Annotated in this window: 19 protein-coding genes; 6 read left to right on the top strand and 13 right to left on the bottom strand. The window is 61.9% G+C overall.

The features are described from left to right. Positions 1-40: 40 nt before the first annotated feature. The 5 genes from FQV27_RS08465 to FQV27_RS08445 are packed head-to-tail and all read left to right on the top strand — an operon-like array spanning position 41 to position 5,193. Positions 41-1,555 carry a sugar ABC transporter ATP-binding protein gene (locus FQV27_RS08465; RefSeq protein ID WP_147097505.1) on the top strand — a complete coding sequence of 505 codons (1,515 nt, stop codon included), beginning with the start codon at positions 41-43 and terminating at the stop codon, positions 1,553-1,555. Continuing rightward, positions 1,552-2,523 (top strand): ABC transporter permease, encoded by a 972-nt coding sequence (locus tag FQV27_RS08460; RefSeq protein WP_147097503.1) that lies wholly within the window; start codon positions 1,552-1,554, stop codon positions 2,521-2,523. Before FQV27_RS08465 ends, FQV27_RS08460 begins: the two co-directional genes overlap by 4 nt. Further along, positions 2,520-3,527 carry an ABC transporter permease gene (locus FQV27_RS08455; protein ID WP_147097501.1) on the top strand — a complete coding sequence of 336 codons (1,008 nt, stop codon included), beginning with the start codon at positions 2,520-2,522 and terminating at the stop codon, positions 3,525-3,527. The genes FQV27_RS08460 and FQV27_RS08455 overlap by 4 nt, the downstream gene beginning before the upstream one ends. Beyond that, positions 3,527-3,841 carry an L-rhamnose mutarotase gene (gene rhaM / locus FQV27_RS08450; protein ID WP_147097500.1) on the top strand — a complete coding sequence of 105 codons (315 nt, stop codon included), beginning with the start codon at positions 3,527-3,529 and terminating at the stop codon, positions 3,839-3,841. The genes FQV27_RS08455 and rhaM overlap by 1 nt, the downstream gene beginning before the upstream one ends. After that, complete coding sequence (locus FQV27_RS08445; protein ID WP_147097497.1) at positions 3,838-5,193, top strand: FGGY-family carbohydrate kinase; 1,356 nt, start codon at positions 3,838-3,840, stop codon at positions 5,191-5,193. Before rhaM ends, FQV27_RS08445 begins: the two co-directional genes overlap by 4 nt. Here the strand turns inward: FQV27_RS08445 and FQV27_RS08440 are convergent. Next, positions 5,190-7,154, bottom strand: coding sequence for a cation:proton antiporter domain-containing protein (locus FQV27_RS08440; RefSeq protein ID WP_147097495.1), 1,965 nt, complete (start codon positions 7,152-7,154; stop codon positions 5,190-5,192). The genes FQV27_RS08445 and FQV27_RS08440 overlap by 4 nt on opposite strands. 160 nt (positions 7,155-7,314) lie before the next feature. Continuing rightward, positions 7,315-8,451 carry an alpha-D-ribose 1-methylphosphonate 5-triphosphate diphosphatase gene (locus FQV27_RS08435; protein ID WP_186827266.1) on the bottom strand — a complete coding sequence of 379 codons (1,137 nt, stop codon included), beginning with the start codon at positions 8,449-8,451 and terminating at the stop codon, positions 7,315-7,317. Positions 8,452-8,472: 21 nt separating this feature from the next. Between FQV27_RS08435 and FQV27_RS08430 the strand changes: the two genes are divergently transcribed. Further along, positions 8,473-9,147 carry a DUF1045 domain-containing protein gene (locus tag FQV27_RS08430; protein ID WP_147097493.1) on the top strand — a complete coding sequence of 225 codons (675 nt, stop codon included), beginning with the start codon at positions 8,473-8,475 and terminating at the stop codon, positions 9,145-9,147. Here FQV27_RS08430 and FQV27_RS08425 read toward each other — a convergent pair. From FQV27_RS08425 to FQV27_RS08375, 11 genes are all read right to left on the bottom strand, one after another. Further along, positions 9,142-10,104, bottom strand: coding sequence for a magnesium transporter CorA family protein (locus tag FQV27_RS08425; protein WP_147097491.1), 963 nt, complete (start codon positions 10,102-10,104; stop codon positions 9,142-9,144). The genes FQV27_RS08430 and FQV27_RS08425 overlap by 6 nt on opposite strands. A 495-nt stretch (positions 10,105-10,599) precedes the next feature. Next, positions 10,600-10,800 (bottom strand): CsbD family protein, encoded by a 201-nt coding sequence (locus tag FQV27_RS08420; RefSeq protein WP_147097488.1) that lies wholly within the window; start codon positions 10,798-10,800, stop codon positions 10,600-10,602. A gap of 77 nt (positions 10,801-10,877) precedes the next feature. After that, positions 10,878-11,840, bottom strand: a complete 963-nt coding sequence (locus tag FQV27_RS08415) for a 2-hydroxyacid dehydrogenase (RefSeq protein WP_147097485.1) — start codon at positions 11,838-11,840, stop codon at positions 10,878-10,880. Then, positions 11,840-12,175, bottom strand: coding sequence for a tRNA-binding protein (locus tag FQV27_RS08410; RefSeq protein ID WP_147097483.1), 336 nt, complete (start codon positions 12,173-12,175; stop codon positions 11,840-11,842). Before FQV27_RS08410 ends, FQV27_RS08415 begins: the two co-directional genes overlap by 1 nt. Continuing rightward, positions 12,172-12,975, bottom strand: a complete 804-nt coding sequence (gene proC, locus FQV27_RS08405) for a pyrroline-5-carboxylate reductase (protein ID WP_147097481.1) — start codon at positions 12,973-12,975, stop codon at positions 12,172-12,174. The genes FQV27_RS08410 and proC overlap by 4 nt, the downstream gene beginning before the upstream one ends. A gap of 43 nt (positions 12,976-13,018) precedes the next feature. Next, positions 13,019-13,522, bottom strand: coding sequence for a type III secretion system chaperone family protein (locus FQV27_RS08400; protein WP_147097479.1), 504 nt, complete (start codon positions 13,520-13,522; stop codon positions 13,019-13,021). 193 nt (positions 13,523-13,715) lie between these two features. Beyond that, the gene (locus FQV27_RS08395; protein ID WP_147097478.1) at positions 13,716-14,723 is read right to left on the bottom strand and encodes a sn-glycerol-3-phosphate import ATP-binding protein UgpC; all 1,008 of its coding nucleotides are present in this window, start codon (positions 14,721-14,723) and stop codon (positions 13,716-13,718) included. A gap of 2 nt (positions 14,724-14,725) precedes the next feature. Next, positions 14,726-15,574, bottom strand: coding sequence for a sn-glycerol-3-phosphate ABC transporter permease UgpE (gene ugpE / locus FQV27_RS08390; protein ID WP_147097476.1), 849 nt, complete (start codon positions 15,572-15,574; stop codon positions 14,726-14,728). Further along, on the bottom strand, positions 15,574-16,452 hold the full coding sequence (gene ugpA, locus FQV27_RS08385) for a sn-glycerol-3-phosphate ABC transporter permease UgpA (protein ID WP_147097474.1): 879 nt from the start codon (positions 16,450-16,452) through the stop codon (positions 15,574-15,576). Before ugpA ends, ugpE begins: the two co-directional genes overlap by 1 nt. Positions 16,453-16,507: 55 nt before the next feature. Continuing rightward, a complete protein-coding gene (gene ugpB, locus FQV27_RS08380) occupies positions 16,508-17,833 on the bottom strand; it encodes a sn-glycerol-3-phosphate ABC transporter substrate-binding protein UgpB (RefSeq protein WP_147097472.1) in 1,326 nt (441 codons plus the stop codon). Positions 17,834-17,994: 161 nt separating this feature from the next. Further along, positions 17,995-19,020, bottom strand: coding sequence for a DUF808 domain-containing protein (locus FQV27_RS08375; protein WP_147097470.1), 1,026 nt, complete (start codon positions 19,018-19,020; stop codon positions 17,995-17,997). Positions 19,021-19,105: the final 85 nt, after the last annotated feature.

Raw genomic sequence — 19,105 nt, 5'->3', positions numbered from 1 at the left:
TCCGGCGCGTCCGGGCCCCTTTCTTCAAAGGGGGGTGTCCATGCAGGCCGATACGAAAAAGCCGGTGCTTTCCCTGCGGGGCATCGTAAAGACATTTCCGGGCGTGCGCGCGCTGGATGGGGTGCAGCTTGATCTTTACCCCGGTCAGGTCACCGCGCTGATCGGTGAAAACGGCGCCGGGAAATCGACCATCGTGAAGACCCTGACCGGCATCTATCAGCCGGATGAGGGACAGATTTTCGTCGACGGGGCCGAGACGCGCTTTCCGACCGCGCAGGCGGCGGGGCAGGCGGGTGTGACCGCGATCCATCAGGAAACGGTGCTGTTTGACGAATTGACCGTGGCCGAAAACATCTTCATCGGCCACGCGCCCAAGGGCCGATTCGGGCTGATCGACCGCAAGGCAATGAAGGCGCGGGCGCGCGAGATATTGAACTCCATCGACGCGGACCTTGATCCCGGCGTGAAGCTGGCGGATCTCGGCATCGCCTCGAAACACCTTGTCGCCATCGCGCGCGCCCTGTCCATCGACGCCCGCGTCGTCATCATGGACGAACCGACCGCCGCGCTGTCGCACAAGGAAATCGCCGAGCTTTACGAGCTGGTCGAAAAGCTGAAGGCACAGGGCAAGGCGATCCTGTTCATCAGCCACAAGTTTGACGAAATCTTCCGCATCGCCGACCGCTGGACCGTCTTCCGTGACGGCCAGTTCGTGGGCGAGGGCATGATGGACGGCACGACCGAGGCCGATCTGGTCCGCCTGATGGTTGGCCGTTCCGTCGATCAGATCTATCCCAAGCGCCCGGCGCAGATCGGCGCGCCCGTTTTGACCGTGTCAGGCTACAGCCACCCGACTGAATTCGAGGACATCACCTTCACCCTGCATCAGGGTGAAATTCTTGGCTTTTATGGCCTTGTCGGGGCTGGGCGCAGCGAGGTCATGCAGGCACTGTTCGGCATCACCCAGCCGTCCAAGGGCGCGACAAGGATCGGGGATGATGTGCGGGTCTTGCGGTCCACCTCGCAGGCCGTCGATGCGGGGATCGTCTATGTGCCTGAGGATCGGGGCCGGCAGGGTGTCGTCAAGGGCCTTCCGATATTCGAGAACGTGACCCTGCCGTCGCTGTCGCAGACCAGCCGGAACGGGTTTCTGAAACTCGCCAACGAATTTGCGCTTGCCCGCGACTATACACAGCGGCTGGATCTGCGGGCGGCAAGCCTCGATCAGGATGTGGGGCTGCTGTCGGGCGGTAACCAGCAGAAGGTTGTCATCGCGAAATGGCTGGCGACAAAGCCGCGTGTCATCATTCTGGACGAACCGACAAAGGGCATCGACATCGGATCGAAGGCCGCTGTGCATGACTTCATGTCCGAACTCGCCGCAGAAGGGCTGGCCGTCATCATGGTCAGCAGCGAAATCCCGGAAGTGCTGGGCATGGCCGACCGAGTGATCGTCATGCGAGAGGGCCGCATCGCCGCCGAATTCGCGGGCGATCAGATGACGCCGGAAAACCTTGTCCGCGCGGCTGTCGGGATAGAGGGGGCCACCGCATGAACATCCTGAAATCGCGTGAAACGATCCTTGGTATCGCCATACTGGTGCTGCTGGCGATCATTGCCAGCCGCTTCCCGGCCTTCATCCGCCCGCAGAATCTGGCGAATGTCTTCACCGATACCTCGCCTCTGATCCTGCTGGCGCTTGGGCAGATGGTGGTGATCCTGACCAAGTGTATCGACCTGTCGGTCGCCGCCAATCTTGCGCTTTGCGGGATGATCGCCGCGCTGATGGACGGGGCGGGCGTGCCGGTGCCGGTGATTGTGCTGGCGGTGATCGCGCTTGGCGCGGCGCTTGGGGCAGTGAACGGGCTGCTGGTCTGGACGCTGGGCATACCGTCCATCGTCGTGACGCTTGGCACCATGACGATCTTTCGCGGCACGATCTTTCTTCTGACCGATGGCGCGTGGATCAACGCCCATCAGATGAGCGATGCGTTCAAGGCGCTGCCCCGCACGCTGATCCTTGGTCTGCCGATCATGGCGTGGATTGCGATTGCCGTCATCATCGCCTTCGCATTCCTGCTAAGCCGCACCGCGCTTGGCCGCGCCTTTTATGCCGTGGGGGGCAACCCGCATGCGGCGGTCTATACCGGGATTTCGGTCGGTCGGACGCAGTTCTGGGCTTTCGTATTCGCGGGCGCATTGGCCGGGCTGACCGGCTATCTGTGGGTTGCGCGCTATGCCGTGGCCTATGTCGATATTGCGGGCGGGTTCGAACTGGACGTGGTTGCCGCCTGCGTCATTGGCGGCATCGCCATTGCGGGCGGCGCGGGCACGGTCGCCGGTTGCGTGATGGGCGCGCTGTTTCTGGGCATCATCAAGAACGCGCTGCCAGTCGTCGGCATCTCTCCATTCTGGCAAATGGCGATTTCCGGCAGCGCCATCCTGATCGCCATTGCCTTCAACGCCCGGTCGAACCGCGCGCCCGGCCGCATCATCCTGAAACAGGCGGAGCACAGATCATGAGCGACGCGACCGAAGCCCCGACCCATACCGGCCGCCAGATCCCCGACCGGCTGCAAAACCCGCTGACCCGTGCCCTGCAAAGCTGGGAGGCCCTGCTGCTGGTCGTCGCCGTCGCGATTTTCATCGCGAATTCCATGGCCTCGCCCTATTTCCTCGACCCGTGGAACCTGTCGGACGCGACCTTCAATTTCACCGAAAAGGCCATGATCGCCTTTGCCATGGCGCTGCTGATCATCTCGGGCGAGATCGACCTGTCGGTTGGGGCGATCATCGCGCTTGCCTCGACCGCGATGGGGCTGGCAATGCAGGCGGGGGCGGGGACGCCTGTGCTGGTGCTGGTGGGGCTGGCGACCGGATTGCTGTGCGGGGCCTTCAACGGCCTGCTTGTCGCGCGCTTCGGCCTGCCGTCCATCGTCGTCACCATCGGCACGATGAGCCTGTTTCGCGGCATCAGCTATATCGTGCTGGGCGACAGCGCCTTTACCGGCTATCCGTCCGGCTTCGCATGGTTCGGGCAGGGCTATGTCTTCTGGGTCATCACGGTCGAACTGGTGATCTTCACCATCGCTGCGATCATCTTCGGCATCCTGCTGCATCGCACCAATTTCGGGCGCATGGTCTATGCCATCGGCAATAACGCCACCGCCGCGCGTTTCAGCGGCATCCGGGTCGAGCGCATCAAGTTCACCCTGTTCCTGCTGACCGGCTTGATGAGCGGGATCGCCGCCATCTGCCTGACCTCTCGCCTTGGGTCCACGCGGCCCAGCATCGCGGCGGGGTTTGAACTGGAGGTCGTCACAATCGTCGTCCTTGGCGGGGTCAGCATCCTTGGCGGGTCAGGGTCCATCCCCGGCGTCGTCATCGCGGCGCTGGTGATGGGGCTTGTGACCTTCGGGCTGGGCCTTCTGAATGTGCCGGGCATCGTCATGTCCATCATCATGGGTTTGCTGCTGATCGGCGTGATCGCGCTGCCACGCCTGTGGTCCATGGCGCGGAGGAGATGATGCAGAAATACGCCTTCCGCATGCAGCTGAATCCAGGGATGGAGGCCGAATACCGCCGCCGCCATCTGGAGATCTGGCCGGAACTGGTCACGCTGCTGAAAGGGGCAGGGGTCAGCGATTATTCGATCCATCTCGACCCGGAAACCAATGCCTTGTTCGGCGTGCTGTGGCGCGACGACGATCACGGCATGGACGACCTGCCATCGCATCCGGTGATGCAGAAATGGTGGGCGCATATGGCCGACCTTATGCAGACGCGCGCCGATAACGAACCCGTTGCCGTGCCGCTGATTCCGATGTTTCACATGCCATGACCCATATCGCGGTCATTGATATTGGGAAGACCAATGCCAAGCTGGCGCTTGTCGATGGCGATACGCTGACCGAAATTGCCGTCGTCACCCGCGCCAATCGCCCGCTGCCCGGTCCGCCTTGGCCGCATGTCGATCTGGACGGACATTGGGACTTCTTCCTTGACCATCTGGCCCGCTTCCATACCGAGCATGGCATAGACGCGATCTCTGTCACCACGCACGGGGCGGCTGCGGTGCTGCTGGATGCGCAGGGACGGGTTGCTGTGCCGATGCTGGATTACGAACATCCCGGCCCCGATACACTGCACGCCCGCTATGATGCGGTGCGGCCGGACTTCGCCGCGACCGGCTCGCCACGGTTGCCCATCGGGTTGAACCTTGGCGCGCAGTTGTTCTGGCTGCTGGAAACCCATCCCGATCTGGCGGATCGTATCGCCCATATCGTGACCTATCCGCAATATTGGGGTCTGCGCCTGACAGGGGAACTGGCGACTGATGTGACCTCGCTTGGATGTCACACCGACCTGTGGAACCCGTGGCGCGGCGAATTTTCAGGGCTGGTCAAGGCATTGGGCCTGGAAGGCAAGATCGCGCCCGCGCGCCGCGCGGATGAGGTTCTGGGAACGCTGTTGCCGCAGATTGCTGCGCAGACGGGACTGCGCCCCGATAAGCCGGTGGCGGTGGGCATCCATGACAGCAACGCCTCGCTTTATCCTTATGTGCTGGGCCGGAGGGCGCCGTTCACGGTGGTCTCGACCGGGACATGGGTCGTGGCGATGGCGGTGGGCGGCGATCAGGTCGCATTGGACCCGACGCGCGATGTGCTGGTGAACGTCAACGCGCTTGGCGAACCGGTGCCCTCGGCGCGTTTCATGGGCGGGCGTGAATACGAAATCATCCGGGCGGGCAGCGATGCGCAGCCAACGGGTGACGACCGCGCGGCGGTCCTGCAAGCCGGGCTGATGATCCTGCCCTCGGTCGAGACGGGGTCGGGTCCGTTTCCGGGACGCGAGATGCGATGGACCGCGCGAGCTGCCAGCGATGGGCAGCGCATGGTGGCGCTGTCCTGGTATCTGGCACTGATGACCGATGCCTGCCTGAACCTGATCGGCGCGCGTGGCCCGACGATCATCGAAGGGCCGTTTGCCCGCAACCCCGATTACTGCGCCATGCTGGCCGTGCTGCGCCCCGAGGGGGTCGAGGTCGCAGCATCCGCGACCGGCACCTCGGTCGGCGCAGCGCTTTTGTGTCTGGGGCAGGCGGACCCGCCCGAAACGCGGCTGATCGCGCCGACGGACAATGCCGCTGCCCTGCGCGCTTACGCGCAGGGCTGGCAGGCAGCGAACGCCTAGCTGGCCGGGGCCGGGTAGCCCGGCGGGTCGCGATCCCCGGCGCTGTCTTCGGCAGCGGCGGTATCGGGATGGCCCGCAATCGGCGCAGTCTGGCCCGCCGCTTCGCGCGCTTCCCTGATCTTCGTGCCGATCGAGCGGACCTGGTTTTCCAGTTCCTCTGTCGCTGCCTGCGCGTTCTTGACGAATTCCTCATCCTCATGCGCGGTGATGCCCGGACGCCACTTCTCGGCCAGACGGCGCATATGGACCTGATCGGCGGCAGCAAACCCGTCCGTGATCTCCTCTGCCTCGGGGCGGGTCAGGCCAAGCGCTTCCAGCACCGACCGCGCGGCGCGCAGCGAGCTGTCGAAGGTTTCGCGAATGATGTCATGGGCGCCTGCGTTGAACAGTTCATAGACATGTATCCGGTCGAAGGCGCGGGCGACCACGTGAACATGCGGGAAATTCTGCCTGACATATTGCACGATTTCCGTCGTCTGGTCCTTGTTGTCGATAGCGACGACCAGCACCTTCGCATCGCCGATCCCGGTCGCGTGCAGCAGGTCGGGGCGGGTTGCGTCGCCGTAATAGGCCTGCACCCCGAAGGCGCGCAGCATTTCAAGCTGCTTGGACGAATAGTCCACCACGACCATCTGCTTGCCAAGCGCGCGCATCATCCGCGCGACGATCCCACCGAAGCGGCCATGGCCCAGCACGATGATCTTGCCCGGCTCCTGGATCTGGTCCATCTCGCGCTGCTGCGTGTCCAGAAACCTCGGCGCAACGATCCGGTCATAGATGATGAACAGGCCCGGCGTCAGCAGCATGGACAGCGCCACGATCAGCAGGGCGATGTCGGCGATGCTTTGCGGGATCACGTCATTGGCGACGGTGAAGGACAGCAGCACGAAGCCGAATTCACCCGCCTGCGCCAGCGCAAGGGCGAACAGGCAGCGGTCGCTGCCGGTCACGCCGAACACCCAGCCCAGCACATACAGCACCGCCGCCTTCAGCAGCATCAGCCCAAGCGTTGCACCAATGACCAGAACGGCGTTGTCCAGAAGCAGGCCAAAGTCGATGCTGGCACCCACGGTCATGAAGAACAGCCCGAGCAGCAATCCGCGGAAGGGGTCGATGTCGCTTTCCAGCTCGTGCCGGTATTCGCTGCCAGCCAGAACGACCCCGGCGATGAAGGTGCCAAGTGCGGGCGACAGGCCAACGGCTGTCATCAGCAGCGCGATGCCGACCACGAAGGCAAGGGCGGTCGCGACAAAGATCTCTCGCAGGCCGGCCATCGCGACATAGCGGAATACGGGCCGCGTCAGATAGATCCCGGCGGCAATGACGGCGGCAATCGCGGCAAGCGTGATCAGCGCGACCTGCCAGCCGGGGCGGCCTTCGACAAGGCTGAAGCTTTGATGCGCGGCCTCTGCCGCATGTTCGGCGGCGGGGGCTGCATCCATCAGCGACGGCATGGCCAGCAGCGGGATGAAGGCCAGCATCGGGATGACGGCGATATCCTGAAACAGCAGGACCGAGAAAGAGGCCTGTCCGCCTTCAGACCGCAGCAGCCCCTTTTCCCCCAGCGTCTGCAGCACGATCGCGGTCGAGGACAGCGCAAAGACCATCCCCAGCGTCAGTGCAATGGTCCAGTAAAGCCCGAAGGCGATGCCGACTGCCGCGACCGCCAGGGTCGTGACGACGACCTGCAACCCGCCAAGACCCAGCAGCTTGCTGCGCATCTGCCACAGCATCCTTGGTTCCAGTTCCAGCCCGACAAGGAACAGCATCATCACGACGCCGAATTCGGCGAAATGCTGGATCGCGGTCACATCGACATGCAGCCAGCCCAGCATCGGCGAAATGACGATACCCGCGACCAGATAGCCCAGAACCGAGCCAAGCCCGAAGCGCGACGCAAGCGGCACCGCGATGACACCGGCCAGCAGGAACAGCGTGGCGAGCATGAGAAAACCGGTCATCAATCCATCCCTCGCGGCCGAATGCCGCATCGCAAGAAAAATATGTCCAAAATGGTCGCAGAACTTGCCGGTGCCGTCCAGATGGGCCGCGCGTGCTGTTCGGCCGCTGTGGCTGCGGTTCCACAGCAAGCTGCGTCTGTTCCGGCAAGTGGCCCGATCGTCAGGCGACGCGCTGACCGCGCACCCATGTTTCACGCAGCGCCGGCGTGTTCCCGACCATGCGGAAACGGATCACATCGGCGCGAAGACCTTCCGCAAGACGGCCCCGGTCATCGAAGCCCGCAGCAGCGGCGGGCGTCGCACTGACGCAGGCGATTGCGCGGGACCAGTCTCCCCAGAGATCGGCCAGCAGGGCTGCCGCCGACAGCAGGGCGGACGGCACATAGTCAGAACTGACGATATCCAGCAGCCCGGCCTCTGCCAGTTCGCGCGCAGCGACATTGCCGGAATGCGATCCGCCGCGGATCAGGTTCGGCGCGCCCATGATGGTGCGTATCGCGTGCCGATGACATTCCTCGGCGGCTTCGCGCGTGGTCGGAAATTCGGCAAGCCCTATCCCATGCGCAGCAGAGCGCGCGACCTCTTCGCGTGTCGAATCGTCGTGACTGGCCAGAACCGCGCCCATCCGCGCGGCAAAGGCGACGGCCCCCGCCTCATGCGCGGGACCGTTCTTTTCCGACAACGCGCGAAGCTGGGCGAAATAGCCGTCGATCTGATCGTCGCTCAACTGAACCTTGCTGCGCAGATAGGTCCGGAACGAGGACGTATCGCGAAACTGACGCTGTCCCGGCGTGTGATCCATCAGGCTGACAAGACCGACGCGATCCTTCGGTCCGAATGTCTCAAGTTCGTCCAGCAGTGTCTCGCAACAGATTTCGGCGCGCAGATGCAGGTGATGGCTGATCCGAAGATTGTTGGCGGCCACCTGCGCGATCAGCTCGGATGCCAGCTTTCGCGCATAGGGCGCGTAATCGTTGCGCGAGGGTATGGAGCCCACGCGCATCGCGTCGAATACGGTGGTGATCCCGCAGCCTGCAAGTTCGGCGTCGTGGGCATAGATGGCTGCGGCATGGGGCCAGTCGACGCCGGGACGAGGCTGAATGTGTCGTTCAAGGTTATCGGTATGCAGCTCGATCAGGCCGGGGGCGATATGGTCGCCGTCGCAATCCGTCGCGCTGCGTGGCGCCGTGCCTTGGCCAATCTCGGCAATAAGCCCGTCGCGGATGACAAGATGGCCTTTCGCCAATTGATCGGGCAGGATCAGCGTCGCATTGGCCAGCACGGTTTCTTGCATCATGGCATCCAGCTAGGGTTCGAAATGTTTCAGTATCGCAGATACGCGGTCTATTACACCCCGCCGCAGGGTCAATTCGCAGATTTCGCCGCGCGCTGGCTCGGCTGGGACGCGGTCGCGGGACGCGAGGTCGCGCAACCCGTTCTGCCGGGGCTGGATATCGCGAAAATCACCAGCGCGCCACGCAAATACGGCTTTCACGCGACTCTCAAGGCGCCCTTCAGGCTCGCAGCCGACCGCGGTTCGGACGCACTATACGCGGCGGTCGAAAAGCTGGCGGAAAGGCTGTCGCCGGTGACGCTTGACGGGTTAACGTTAAGCCGCATCGGCGGGTTTCTGGCGCTGACCCCGGTGGGCGAGACGGCCGGGCTGAACGAACTCGCCGCAGAGGTCGTGAAGACGCTTGATCCCTTTCGCGATGCGCTGACGGCGGCCGAGATCGCGCGCCGCAATCCCGACGCATTGAGCCCCCGCCAGCGCGCCTATCTGGATCGCTGGGGCTACCCTTATGTATTCGATGAGTTCCGATACCACATGACGCTGACCTCGTCGCTGGCCGAGGCGGAGCAGTCGGCAGTGATGGATCAGCTCACCCCAAGGCTGTCCGTCGTGCCCAGACCCTTTACGCTTGATGCCCTATCGCTTGCCGGAGAGGCAGCGGACGGCCGCTTTCACGTGATCGAACGTTTTGCGCTATAGCCACTTCTTCCACCGCAGAAGCAGCCAGGTCCCCACGACCGTCGCCGCCATCAGTCCCAGTGCCCATTCATAGCCATAAGCCCATTCAAGTTCAGGCATATTCTTGAAGTTCATGCCATAGGTCGAGGCGATCAGCGTCGGCGGCAGGAAAAGCGCCGCGACCACCGACAGGACGCGGACCGTATCGTTCTGCTGCAGACTGATCATCCCGATGGTTGCGTCGACCGAAAGGCTGACCCGCGACGACAGAAAGTCAGCATGCTCCTGCAAGGCCTGCAGGTCGCGCTGGTGGCCCTTCAGGATAACTTTCAGCTTGGTTCCATCGCCGGGGCGCGCGGGCTGGGTGGCACTGTAGAAGGACAGAACCCGTTCCAGCGACAGAAGCGCCAGCCTGATCCGCGCGATGACATCCGATTCCTGACCGATCCGCTCCAGCGCCATTTGCAGTATCTGCGGGCGCTTGCGCGATTGCGGGCTGAAGACCTCTCGCAGGGTTTCGTCCAGGACCTTGCCCGCGCCTTCCAGCAGATCGGCCTGTCGGGCAATGATTTCTTCAATCAGGCCCAGAAACAGGCGTTCTGTCGTGCGGATGCCGCTTGCGGATTTCGAGGCATGTTCGGCAAAGGTATCAAAGGGGCGCGGCGCGTGGTGTCGGACCGTGAACATCCGCTCCGGCGTCAGAACGAAGGTAACGGGACCGGAGACTGCCTGCTTGTCGGGGGTCAGGCCGGGCAGCATCGCGGTCATGTAAGCCACCTGACCGTCAAGATAGAGCCGCGATGAAATCTCGATCTCGGACATGTCTTCCAGGGTCGGGATCATCACGCCGAGCGCTTCGGCACTAGCGATCTGTTCCGGCAGAGGACGGTAGAGATCGAGCCATGCCGCATCTGCCAGGTTCGCGCCGGAACCCTGCTCGACCAGATGATCGCCGTCCTGTTTATAAGCGCGCAGCATTTGGCCCCCGTCGATGGTGACTGTGGTGGCGGCAGGCGCGGTTTTCGTCAAGGGCGAAGTCTGCAAACGGGCACTCAGGACATGTGCACGCGACGCAGGTTCGCTGGCGTATGGATGAGGCGCCACGCAGGTCGGCAAACCGGGAAATAATTCTGCGGTGCCGCATGGTCAGGAACGTTAACGGTAACGTTTACGTAAAGATAGACCAAAGGCATCAAACGCTCACGATCCGGTGATTGATTCGTGATGTTTTGAACGTTGTTCAGTCTCAGGCCCGCGACAGGGTGGTTTTGAGTAATTTTGTTACCTGTATCTGCCGAAAAAGACAGGTCAAACGGCCAAATTCGACTGCGCAAAACCCGAAATGTTTGTTACGTTCACATCGTGTAAAGAGTGGTGTGTTAGAGTGGCGGCTGTGTCGAAAGACACAGCCGCGGCTGCAAAGAAAAAGGGCGCCCGATGGGCGCCCTTTCTTCATTCGGAAATAATTTCCGATCAGCTCTTGTCGCGGAAGAAGTTGTCCAGCTCATTGTCTGCTTCTTCCTTGGTCCAGCCGTACTTTTCCTGAAGCTTGCCGGACAGCTTGTCTTTCTTCCCGCCCGCTTCGGTCAGTTCATCATCGGTCATCTGGCCCCATTTTTCCTTGACGGAGCCTTTCAGCTGGTCCCATTTGCCTTCGACAATATCCCAGTTCATGACAAAATCCTTTCGGTTGGCGTCATTGTGCTGTGATAACGATCTGGCGAAATCCGGGTTTCATTAATCTTGGTTAGTCACGCCGTCGTGATAAGGTCAGGCAACGGCTCTCCATTCCTGAACGCCATCAGATTTCCAAGCGCACGCAAGGCCATCTCTGTCCGCGTTTCCTCGACCGCTGTGCCAAGGTGCGGAAGAAGAACGACATTCTCCAGATCGCGCAGTTCTGACGGAATGTCCGGCTCGTTCTCATAGACATCAAGCCCTGCGGCCTTGATCGTGCCGCCCTGAAGCGCCCGGATAAGCGCGTCCTCGTCAATCACATCACCACGCGCGATATTGATAAGGATTCCATCCGGGCCGAGCGCCGAAAGCATTTTGGCGTTTATAAGGTGATGCGTCTCCGCGCCGCCCGGAACGGCTATGACGATGAAATCAGAAAGCGACATCAACGCTTCCAGACTGTCCGTCTGGCGCGCCGGGAAGGCGCGCGGCTGAATCTGCGAGCGGTTGAAGAACAGGATCTGCATGCCAAAGCCAAAATGAAGGCGGCGGGCAATCGCGCGCCCGATCCGGCCCATGCCGACGATCCCGACGGTTCGATCGCTGACATGGGTGCCCAGTAACTGCGTCGGGTGCCAGCCGGTCCACTCACCACGCCTCGCCAGACGCTCGCCTTCGCCGGCGCGTCGCGCGGTCATCAGAAGCAGGGTCACGGCCAGATCGGCGGTCGCATCCGTCACCACGTCGGGCGTGTTGGTTACAGCAACCCCAGCAGAGCGCGCGGCCTCGATCTCGATATGATTATAGCCGGCCCCGAAATTCGCCAGAAGCTTGGTGCGCGGGGTGCCGGCGCGAAAGGCGGGACCACGAAAGGCATCGCCCAGTGTCGGCATGATCAGGTCGTGATCGGCGAGCGCTGCGCAGGCCTCGTCCAGCGTCAGGGGCAGGTTGCTGTCGCGAAACCGAACACCGGTGAAACAGGCGGTGATCTCGTCTTCGGCCGCCGCTGTCATGCGCCGCGTTACCAGCAGCTTCATCAATACATCCTTCCACCGTTTGGCACCGGCTGCGATGGCTCGATCAGCACGACCTCGCCATCCGCGTCGGGCAGGCCCAGAACCAGAACCTCGGACATGAATCTGCCGATCTGTCGCGGGGGAAAGTTTACCACGCCCAGAACCTGCCGTCCGGGCAGATCGTCCGTCGAGTAGTGGCGGGTGATCTGGGCAGAGCTTTTCCGCTCGCCTATCTCGGGGCCGAAATCGATCCACAGCTTGATCGCGGGCTTTCGCGCCTCGGGAAAGGGTTCTGCGCGGATGATCGTACCGACGCGGATATCGACCTTCTGGAAGTCGTCAAATGTGATGTTCACTTGCCCAGTTCCCGAGAGCGGTCGGCGGCTGCGGCGACGGTGCGCCCGATCAGCGGGGGAAGCCCTGTGTTCCTGTCCATCAGCACCTCAAGCCCCGCAGCGGTGGTTCCGTTGGGCGATGTGACGGCCTCGCGCAGCGAAGCGGGGGGTGTGTCGTCTGCCATCGCCAACGCACCAGCCCCTGCGACCGTCGCGCGGGCCAGTTGCAGCGCTATATTCGCCGACAGACCCTGCGCCACGCCGGCCTCGGTCAGCGCCTCGATCATGTGGAACACATATGCCGGGCCGGAACCGGAAAGCCCGGTCACGGCATCCATCTGCGCCTCGTTCTGAAGGCGCACGACTTCGCCCACCACGGACATCAACGCCTCGGCCCGGTCCAGATCTTCGGCGGCAGTCGCATCATTACCGATAAGCGCGGTGATCCCACGGCCGATTGCTGCTGGCGTATTGGGCATGGCGCGCACCACCGGGGCATCCGGGAATGCGCTGCCATAGGTGGCAAGGGTGACGCCGGCGGCAACCGATACGACCAGCGTGTCAGGCCCGACATTCATGCCGTGAAGGACATCGCCCATCATCTGCGGCTTGACGGCAAGCACCAGCACGGCCGGGTCGGCGGGTGGGGCTTCATTCACATGCACGCCTTTGTCGGCAAGCTCCGGGCGGGCATTCGGGTCGATCACCGTCACGGCCTCTGGCGCGATCCCATTCGCCAGCCAGCCGCGGAGCATCGCCCCGCCCATGCGTCCGCAGCCCACAAGCACCAGCCCGCGCGAATTGATATCGGAAAATTCCATTGCGTCCCCCGTCATCCAGGGGCCGCGCCGGATGCGGCCCCGCCTATGCCCGTCCGTAGGCTGCGCCCATCGCGATGTCCATAGCGGCCTCTGCCGTGCTGTCGCCCCATGACACGAGTTGGAAGGCTGGATAAAGCCGTTCGGCCTGCTCGAATGCGTTGCGGATCATGTGGTCGATCTGTTCTGCGCTGGCGATGGAATCACCCGCCAGACACAGCCCGTACCGCCACACCATCATCCGCTGCGAGGGCCAGAAGGTGAAAGCGCCGTCCCAGACCTGATCATTGGCCATGTTCAACGCCTCGTAAAGCGCGGGCATCCGGTCCGCCGGCGGGTCCATGTCGAAAGTGCAGATCAGGCGCAGCATATCCTCGGCCGCCGACCATGCGAGGGTGATGGAATAGGTGCGCCATTGCCCCTCGACCGCCATGGCGATCTGATCGTCGGCCAGCCGGTCGAAATCCCAGTCATGATGTGTTGCGATGGTCTCGACGATGTCGATCGGGTGGATCTCGCTGCTAAGGATAAAGCTGTCCGCCTGTGCCATGCCTGCTGCCCCTTCGTGTTCCGGTGGTACATCCCACCTTTTATCGTGTAGGACCGCGACAGGATGTGGTTTTCCGTATCCGCCCTACAAGATAAGGGTGTGCCAGCAGGCGGCCGCTGTAAAGAAATTTTTCGTTAATTTCGACAAAATCTTGTGGATGAAATCCGCGGCGCTACCAGATGTCAGGCTGGGGTCACGCGATGCGCGCCCCGGTTTCGGCATGGAACAGATGCAGCGCACCCGGCGCAACCGCAAGGCGGAGGCTTTCCGGCAGATCGGCATCGGCAGGCAATGTGACGGTGACATTCTCGCCACCGATATTGCCGTGAACCAAACGGGTTGCACCCAGTTCCTCGACCGCGTCGACCTTCATCTCGATTTGTCCGTCGGTGGCGGGGTGCAGGTCTTCGGGGCGAATCCCGATCAGTCCGGCATGGCCGGTGCCCGGCAGATGCGGCACGGCGCGGGCCTGGATCAGGTTCATTGCCGGGCTGCCGATAAAGCCCGCGACGAAGGCAGAGGCAGGTTTGCGATATACCTCCAGCGGCGAGCCGATCTGTTCGACCCGGCCCTTGTTCAGCACGACAAGCCGGTCAGCCAGTGTCATCGCCTCCAACTGGTCGTGGGTGACATAGATCGACGTCGTGCCAAGCCGCTTTTGCAGCTCCTTGATCTCAAGCCGCATCGTGATGCGCAGCTTCGCGTCCAGATTTGACAGCGGTTCGTCGAACAGGAATGCCGCAGGCTCGCGCACAATGGCGCGCCCCATCGCGACGCGCTGACGCTGACCGCCTGAAAGCGCGCGCGGCTTCCGGTCAAGAAAGGCACCGATCTGAAGGATCTCGGCAGCTTCTGCCACGCGACGTTCGATCTCGGGCTTCGAGGTGCCGCGATTCTTCAGCCCATAGGCGAGGTTCTGGCGCACCGTCATATGCGGATAGAGAGCATAGTTCTGGAACACCATGGCGATGTCGCGTTCCGCAGGCTCGACGTCGTTCACGACGCGACCGCCGATGGACACAGTGCCTTCGGTGATCGATTCGAGGCCCGCGACCATGCGCAGAAGCGTCGACTTGCCGCAGCCGGACGGCCCGACAAGGACGATGAATTCGCCGTCAGCGATGTCGATATTGATATCTTCGACCGCGTGGGTGCCGCCGGTATAGACCTTGCCGAGTTTGTCGATGGTGATCTGAGCCATTCTTATTTTTCCGTTTCCACAAGGCCTTTGACGAAAAGCCGCTGCATGAAGATGACGACAAGAAGCGGCGGAAGCATGGCCATGACTGCCGTGGCCATGATGTAGTTCCATTGCGGGTCGGTATCGGCCACCGTGGTCATCCGCTTGATGCCCGCGACGACGGTATACATGTCCGATCCGGTCGTGATGAGAAGCGGCCAGAGATACTGGTTCCAGCCATAGATGAACATGATGACGAAAAGCGCCGCGATATTTGTGCGCGACAGCGGAAGCAGGATGTCGCGGAAGAATTTCATCGGGCCTGCGCCGTCGATTCGCGCGGCCTCGGTCAACTCGTCCGGCATGGTCAGAAAGACCTGCCTGAACAGGAAGGTGGCCGTGGCCGACGCGATCAGCGGGATGATAAGGCCGGGATAGCTGTTCAGCATCCCCAGATCGGCGACCACCTTGAAGGTCGGAACGATCCGCACCTCGACCGGAAGCATCAGCGTCGCGAAGATGATCCAGAACGCGACCATGCGGAACGGGAAGCGGAAATAGACGATGGCGAAGGCCGATGTGATCGAGATGGCGATTTTCCCGAACGAGATGCCAAGCGCCATGATAAGCGAATTGACCATCATCCAGCCCACCGGAGGCATGCCAGAGGTCGAGATGCCCTGACCCAGCATCCGGGCATAGTTTTCAGGGCCATGAGTGCCGAACCACATCGGCACGACGCCCTGCAGAAAATCGTTCGAGGCGCGAGTCGATGCGACAAGCGCGATCCAGACCGGCAGCGCCACAACGACGACGCCGAGGATCAGCACCAGATGCGCGAGGAAATTGAGGAAGGGGCGATTTTCGACCATCAGTAGGCCACCCTCTTTTCGATGAAACGGAACTGGATCACGGTCAGCGCGATCACGATCACCATCAGTACAACGGATTGTGCCGCAGATGAGCCGAGATTCTGCCCGACGAAGCCGTCCTGATAGACCTTGTAGACAAGAATGTTCGTCGACTGCGCGGGGCCGCCAAGCGTGGTCGCGTCAATCACCGCGAAGGTTTCGAACATCGCATAGACAAGGTTGACCACCAGCAGGAAGAAGGTTGTCGGCGACAGAAGGGGCAAGGTGATCGTGAAGAAGCGCTTCACCGGCCCGGCGCCGTCGATTGCGGCGGCCTCGCGCAGTGATCCGGGGATGGATTGCAGGCCAGCCACGAAGAACAGGAACGAATAGGAAATGCGGCTCCAGGCCGAGGCGATGACGACGAAGATCATCGCGTCGGTCTTGTCGTAGATCCAGTTGAAGCTGATCCCGATCTGGCTGAGAACGTAGGGCAGGATGCCGATGGAGGGGTTGAAGATGAACCACCACAGCACGCCAGCCACGGCGGGCGCCACCGCGTAGGGCCAGATCAGCAGCGTCGTATAGACCTTCTCGGACCGCACAAGGCGGTCCACAGCGACCGCCATCAGCAGCGCAAAGACCATGGTCAGCACAGTGACGGACACGGTGAAGATCAGCGTGACCTTGAAGCTGTTCAGATATTCGCTGCTTCCCCAAAGCGCACGATAATTCGCAAGTCCGACGAACTGGCTGCGAAGGCCGAAGGCATCTTCGCGCAGAAAGCTTTGACGGATTGCCTGCGCGGCCGGCCACAGAAAAAAGATCGCGGTGACGATCAACTGTGGGGCCAACAGCAGCCAGGGCAGAAATTTATTGTGGAAAAGGGCACGCTTCATCGACGGCTCCGGCAGAAGAAAGCGCCCGCGGGAATGCCGCGGGCGCGTGTGGTGATTACTGGTTCTGGGCCTGGAACTCTTCGATCAGCTTGTTGCCACGCTCGACCACCGCATCAAGCGCGCCCTGTGCATCCTTGGAACCACCCAGAAGCGCCTCGAACTCTTCGTCGATGATGGTGCGGACCTGCACGTAATTCCCGAAGCGCAGACCCTTTGAATTCGGCGTCGGCGGGTTCAGGTTGATCTGCTTGATCGCGGTGTCGGCGCCCGGATTGGCCTCGTAATAGCCTTGCTCCTGCGACAGCTCGTAGGCAGCCGTGGTGATGGGCAGGTAGCCGGTAACCTGATGCCAGTCGGCCTGCACCTCGGGCGAGGACAGATAGGTGAAGAACTTCGCGACACCTGCATATTCCTCGGCCGGACGGCCCTGAAGCACCCAGAGCGTCGCGCCCCCGATGATCGAGTTCTGCGGGGCCCCTTCCACATCGTCGTAGTAGGGCAGCATCGCATAGCCAAGTTCGAAATCCTTGGAATTTTCAACAACTGCCGCGCGCGAGCCCGACGAGTTCATCATCATCGCGCATTCCTGGCTGTAGAACATTGGCGGGGCGTTATCGCCGCCAAGCGGGCCAGCATATTTGTACAGACCCTCATCGGCCCACTTCTTCATGTTGCCCCAATGCTTGACCTGCACCGGGCCATTCAGCTCCAGTCGCGCGTCCAGCCCGCCAAAGCCGTTTTCAAGCGTGCCGATCGGAACGTTGTGCCATGCGGACAGGTTTTCGGTCTGGATCCAGCTGATCCAGCCAGTGGTAAAGCCGCAGGTCGCCGCACCTGATTCGACGATCTTCTTGGATGCTTCTTCCATTTCGGCCCAAGTCTTGGGCGGGGCGTTCGGATCAAGGCCGGCCTTCTCGAACACGGTCTTGTTGTAATACATGATCGGGGTCGAGCTGTTGAACGGCATCGACAGCATGTTGCCGTCGGTATCGGTATAATACCCGGCCACGGCAGGCAGATAGCTTGCGGGATCGAACGGCTCGTTATTGTCGGCCATCAGTTGATAGACCGGATAGATCGCGCCCTGCGCGGCGATCATGGTGCCGGTTCCGACCTCGAACACCTGCACGACTGCAGGCTGTTCCTTCGCGCGGAAGGCCGCGATCGCGGCGGTCATCGTCTCGACATAGTTGCCCTTGTAGGATGGGACAACGACATAATCCGACTGCGATTCGTTGAAGTTCTTGGCGATCTCTTCGACTTTCGCGCCCAGCTCGCCGCCCATGGCGTGCCACCACTGGATTTCGGTCGCGGCATTTGCTGCCGAAAGCGATGCGATCAGCGCCACGGCCGATGCGGTAAATATGCGATTCATTCTCATTGTCCTTCCTGTTGAGGGCGTCGCCTGACTAGTCCCGCCGCGTGAATGGCGGGTGTCGGTTCTGTGAAGGAAATGTGACAGAATTGAGCCGTCGGTCAACAGTCTGAAAAAAGGGCGGCCCGGATTAACCTGCCGCCCCTTATGCCGAATTTCTGCGCAGCCTATGCCTCGCTGCGGCCGAACAGCGATTTCACGCCGTTGATAAGCGGAACGATGGTCGCGTTCGCCAGAGGCACGATGATGTATTCAGACAGCGGGATCAGGATCAGGCCCCAGACAAGGCCAATGATGCCGTCAAAGAACGCGGTGACAGCCCAGGACACGATGCCGGCGAATTGCGGCAGGGCGTGGGCTGCGGCCTCGGCCTGATGATGGATCCATTCATAGGGCAGGTGCCAGCCCAGATCGTGCAGGCCATGCACGATGATATTGCCGCCGACCCAGATCATCGCGGCGGTGCCGACGACGGTCAGCACCTTCATCATCACCGGCATCAGCTTGACCAGTCCCCGGCCAAGCGCCGCGATGATGCCATTGCCACGTTTCGCCAGCGCCACGCCGACATCATCCGCCTTCACGATCAGCGCAACAGAGCCATAGACGACCAGCGTGATTGCCACTGCGACGACGAACAGGACCCCTGCCTCGGTCGCGAATTTCGCCGTGCCATGCAGCGGCGTATCGGCCATCAGCGCGGTAACTTCATTCAGCGCAATCGTCATGATCTCGGCCGAAAGGATGAAGTCGGTCTTGATCGCGCCGGCGACCTTCGTTTCTTCCAGCTTGGTCGGGTCGCCCTTTCCGCCCTCGTAATGGTCATGCGGATCGTTATGGGGCGAAATCGCGTGATAAACCTTCTCGGCGCCTTCGAAACACAGATAAGACCCGCCCAGCATCAGCAGCGGAGAGATCAGCCAGGGCGCAAAAGCAGACAAGAGCAGCGCGATCGGCAGCAGGATCACCACCTTGTTGAAGATCGACCCCTTGGCGATCTTCCAGATGATCGGCAATTCGCGCTTTGCATCGAAGCCGTGAACGTATTTAGGCGTCACCGCCGCATCGTCGATCACCGCGCCCGCCGCCTTCGCGCCTGCCTTGGCTGCCATGCCGGTCACATCGTCGATAGAGGCCGCCGCCACCTTCGCTATGCCTGCCACGTCGTCGAGTAGGGCGATCAAGCCGCTCATGCGATGTCCTTTCCTTGCCGCACACGCATAATAGCGCCGAAGCCCGAAGGTTCCATAGCGGGCCGTGCTTGCACTGCGGGCGGGA

The sequence above is a fragment of the Paracoccus aurantiacus genome, from assembly GCF_007993065.1.
Taxonomy (GTDB): Bacteria; Pseudomonadota; Alphaproteobacteria; order Rhodobacterales; family Rhodobacteraceae; genus Paracoccus; species Paracoccus aurantiacus.
This window is presented reverse-complemented; position numbering and strand designations above follow the sequence as displayed.

Bases quoted from the DNA above. Each gene is read 5' to 3' on its own strand.
- ugpA (WP_147097474.1), bottom strand. From the start codon at position 16,452: ATGAAGCGTGCCCTTTTCCACAATAAATTTCTGCCCTGGCTGCTGTTG.
- FQV27_RS08400 (WP_147097479.1), bottom strand. From the start codon at position 13,522: ATGGCACAGGCGGACAGCTTTATCCTTAGCAGCGAGATCCACCCGATC.
- FQV27_RS08460 (WP_147097503.1), top strand. From the start codon at position 1,552: ATGAACATCCTGAAATCGCGTGAAACGATCCTTGGTATCGCCATACTG.
- FQV27_RS08420 (WP_147097488.1), bottom strand. From the start codon at position 10,800: ATGAACTGGGATATTGTCGAAGGCAAATGGGACCAGCTGAAAGGCTCC.
- FQV27_RS08455 (WP_147097501.1), top strand. From the start codon at position 2,520: ATGAGCGACGCGACCGAAGCCCCGACCCATACCGGCCGCCAGATCCCC.
- FQV27_RS08375 (WP_147097470.1), bottom strand. From the start codon at position 19,020: ATGAGCGGCTTGATCGCCCTACTCGACGACGTGGCAGGCATAGCGAAG.
- FQV27_RS08435 (WP_186827266.1), bottom strand. From the start codon at position 8,451: ATGATGCAAGAAACCGTGCTGGCCAATGCGACGCTGATCCTGCCCGAT.
- FQV27_RS08425 (WP_147097491.1), bottom strand. From the start codon at position 10,104: ATGCTGCGCGCTTATAAACAGGACGGCGATCATCTGGTCGAGCAGGGT.
- FQV27_RS08465 (WP_147097505.1), top strand. From the start codon at position 41: ATGCAGGCCGATACGAAAAAGCCGGTGCTTTCCCTGCGGGGCATCGTA.
- ugpE (WP_147097476.1), bottom strand. From the start codon at position 15,574: ATGGTCGAAAATCGCCCCTTCCTCAATTTCCTCGCGCATCTGGTGCTG.
- FQV27_RS08445 (WP_147097497.1), top strand. From the start codon at position 3,838: ATGACCCATATCGCGGTCATTGATATTGGGAAGACCAATGCCAAGCTG.
- FQV27_RS08415 (WP_147097485.1), bottom strand. From the start codon at position 11,840: ATGAAGCTGCTGGTAACGCGGCGCATGACAGCGGCGGCCGAAGACGAG.
- FQV27_RS08395 (WP_147097478.1), bottom strand. From the start codon at position 14,723: ATGGCTCAGATCACCATCGACAAACTCGGCAAGGTCTATACCGGCGGC.
- rhaM (WP_147097500.1), top strand. From the start codon at position 3,527: ATGCAGAAATACGCCTTCCGCATGCAGCTGAATCCAGGGATGGAGGCC.
- FQV27_RS08430 (WP_147097493.1), top strand. From the start codon at position 8,473: ATGTTTCAGTATCGCAGATACGCGGTCTATTACACCCCGCCGCAGGGT.
- proC (WP_147097481.1), bottom strand. From the start codon at position 12,975: ATGGAATTTTCCGATATCAATTCGCGCGGGCTGGTGCTTGTGGGCTGC.
- FQV27_RS08440 (WP_147097495.1), bottom strand. From the start codon at position 7,154: ATGACCGGTTTTCTCATGCTCGCCACGCTGTTCCTGCTGGCCGGTGTC.
- ugpB (WP_147097472.1), bottom strand. From the start codon at position 17,833: ATGAGAATGAATCGCATATTTACCGCATCGGCCGTGGCGCTGATCGCA.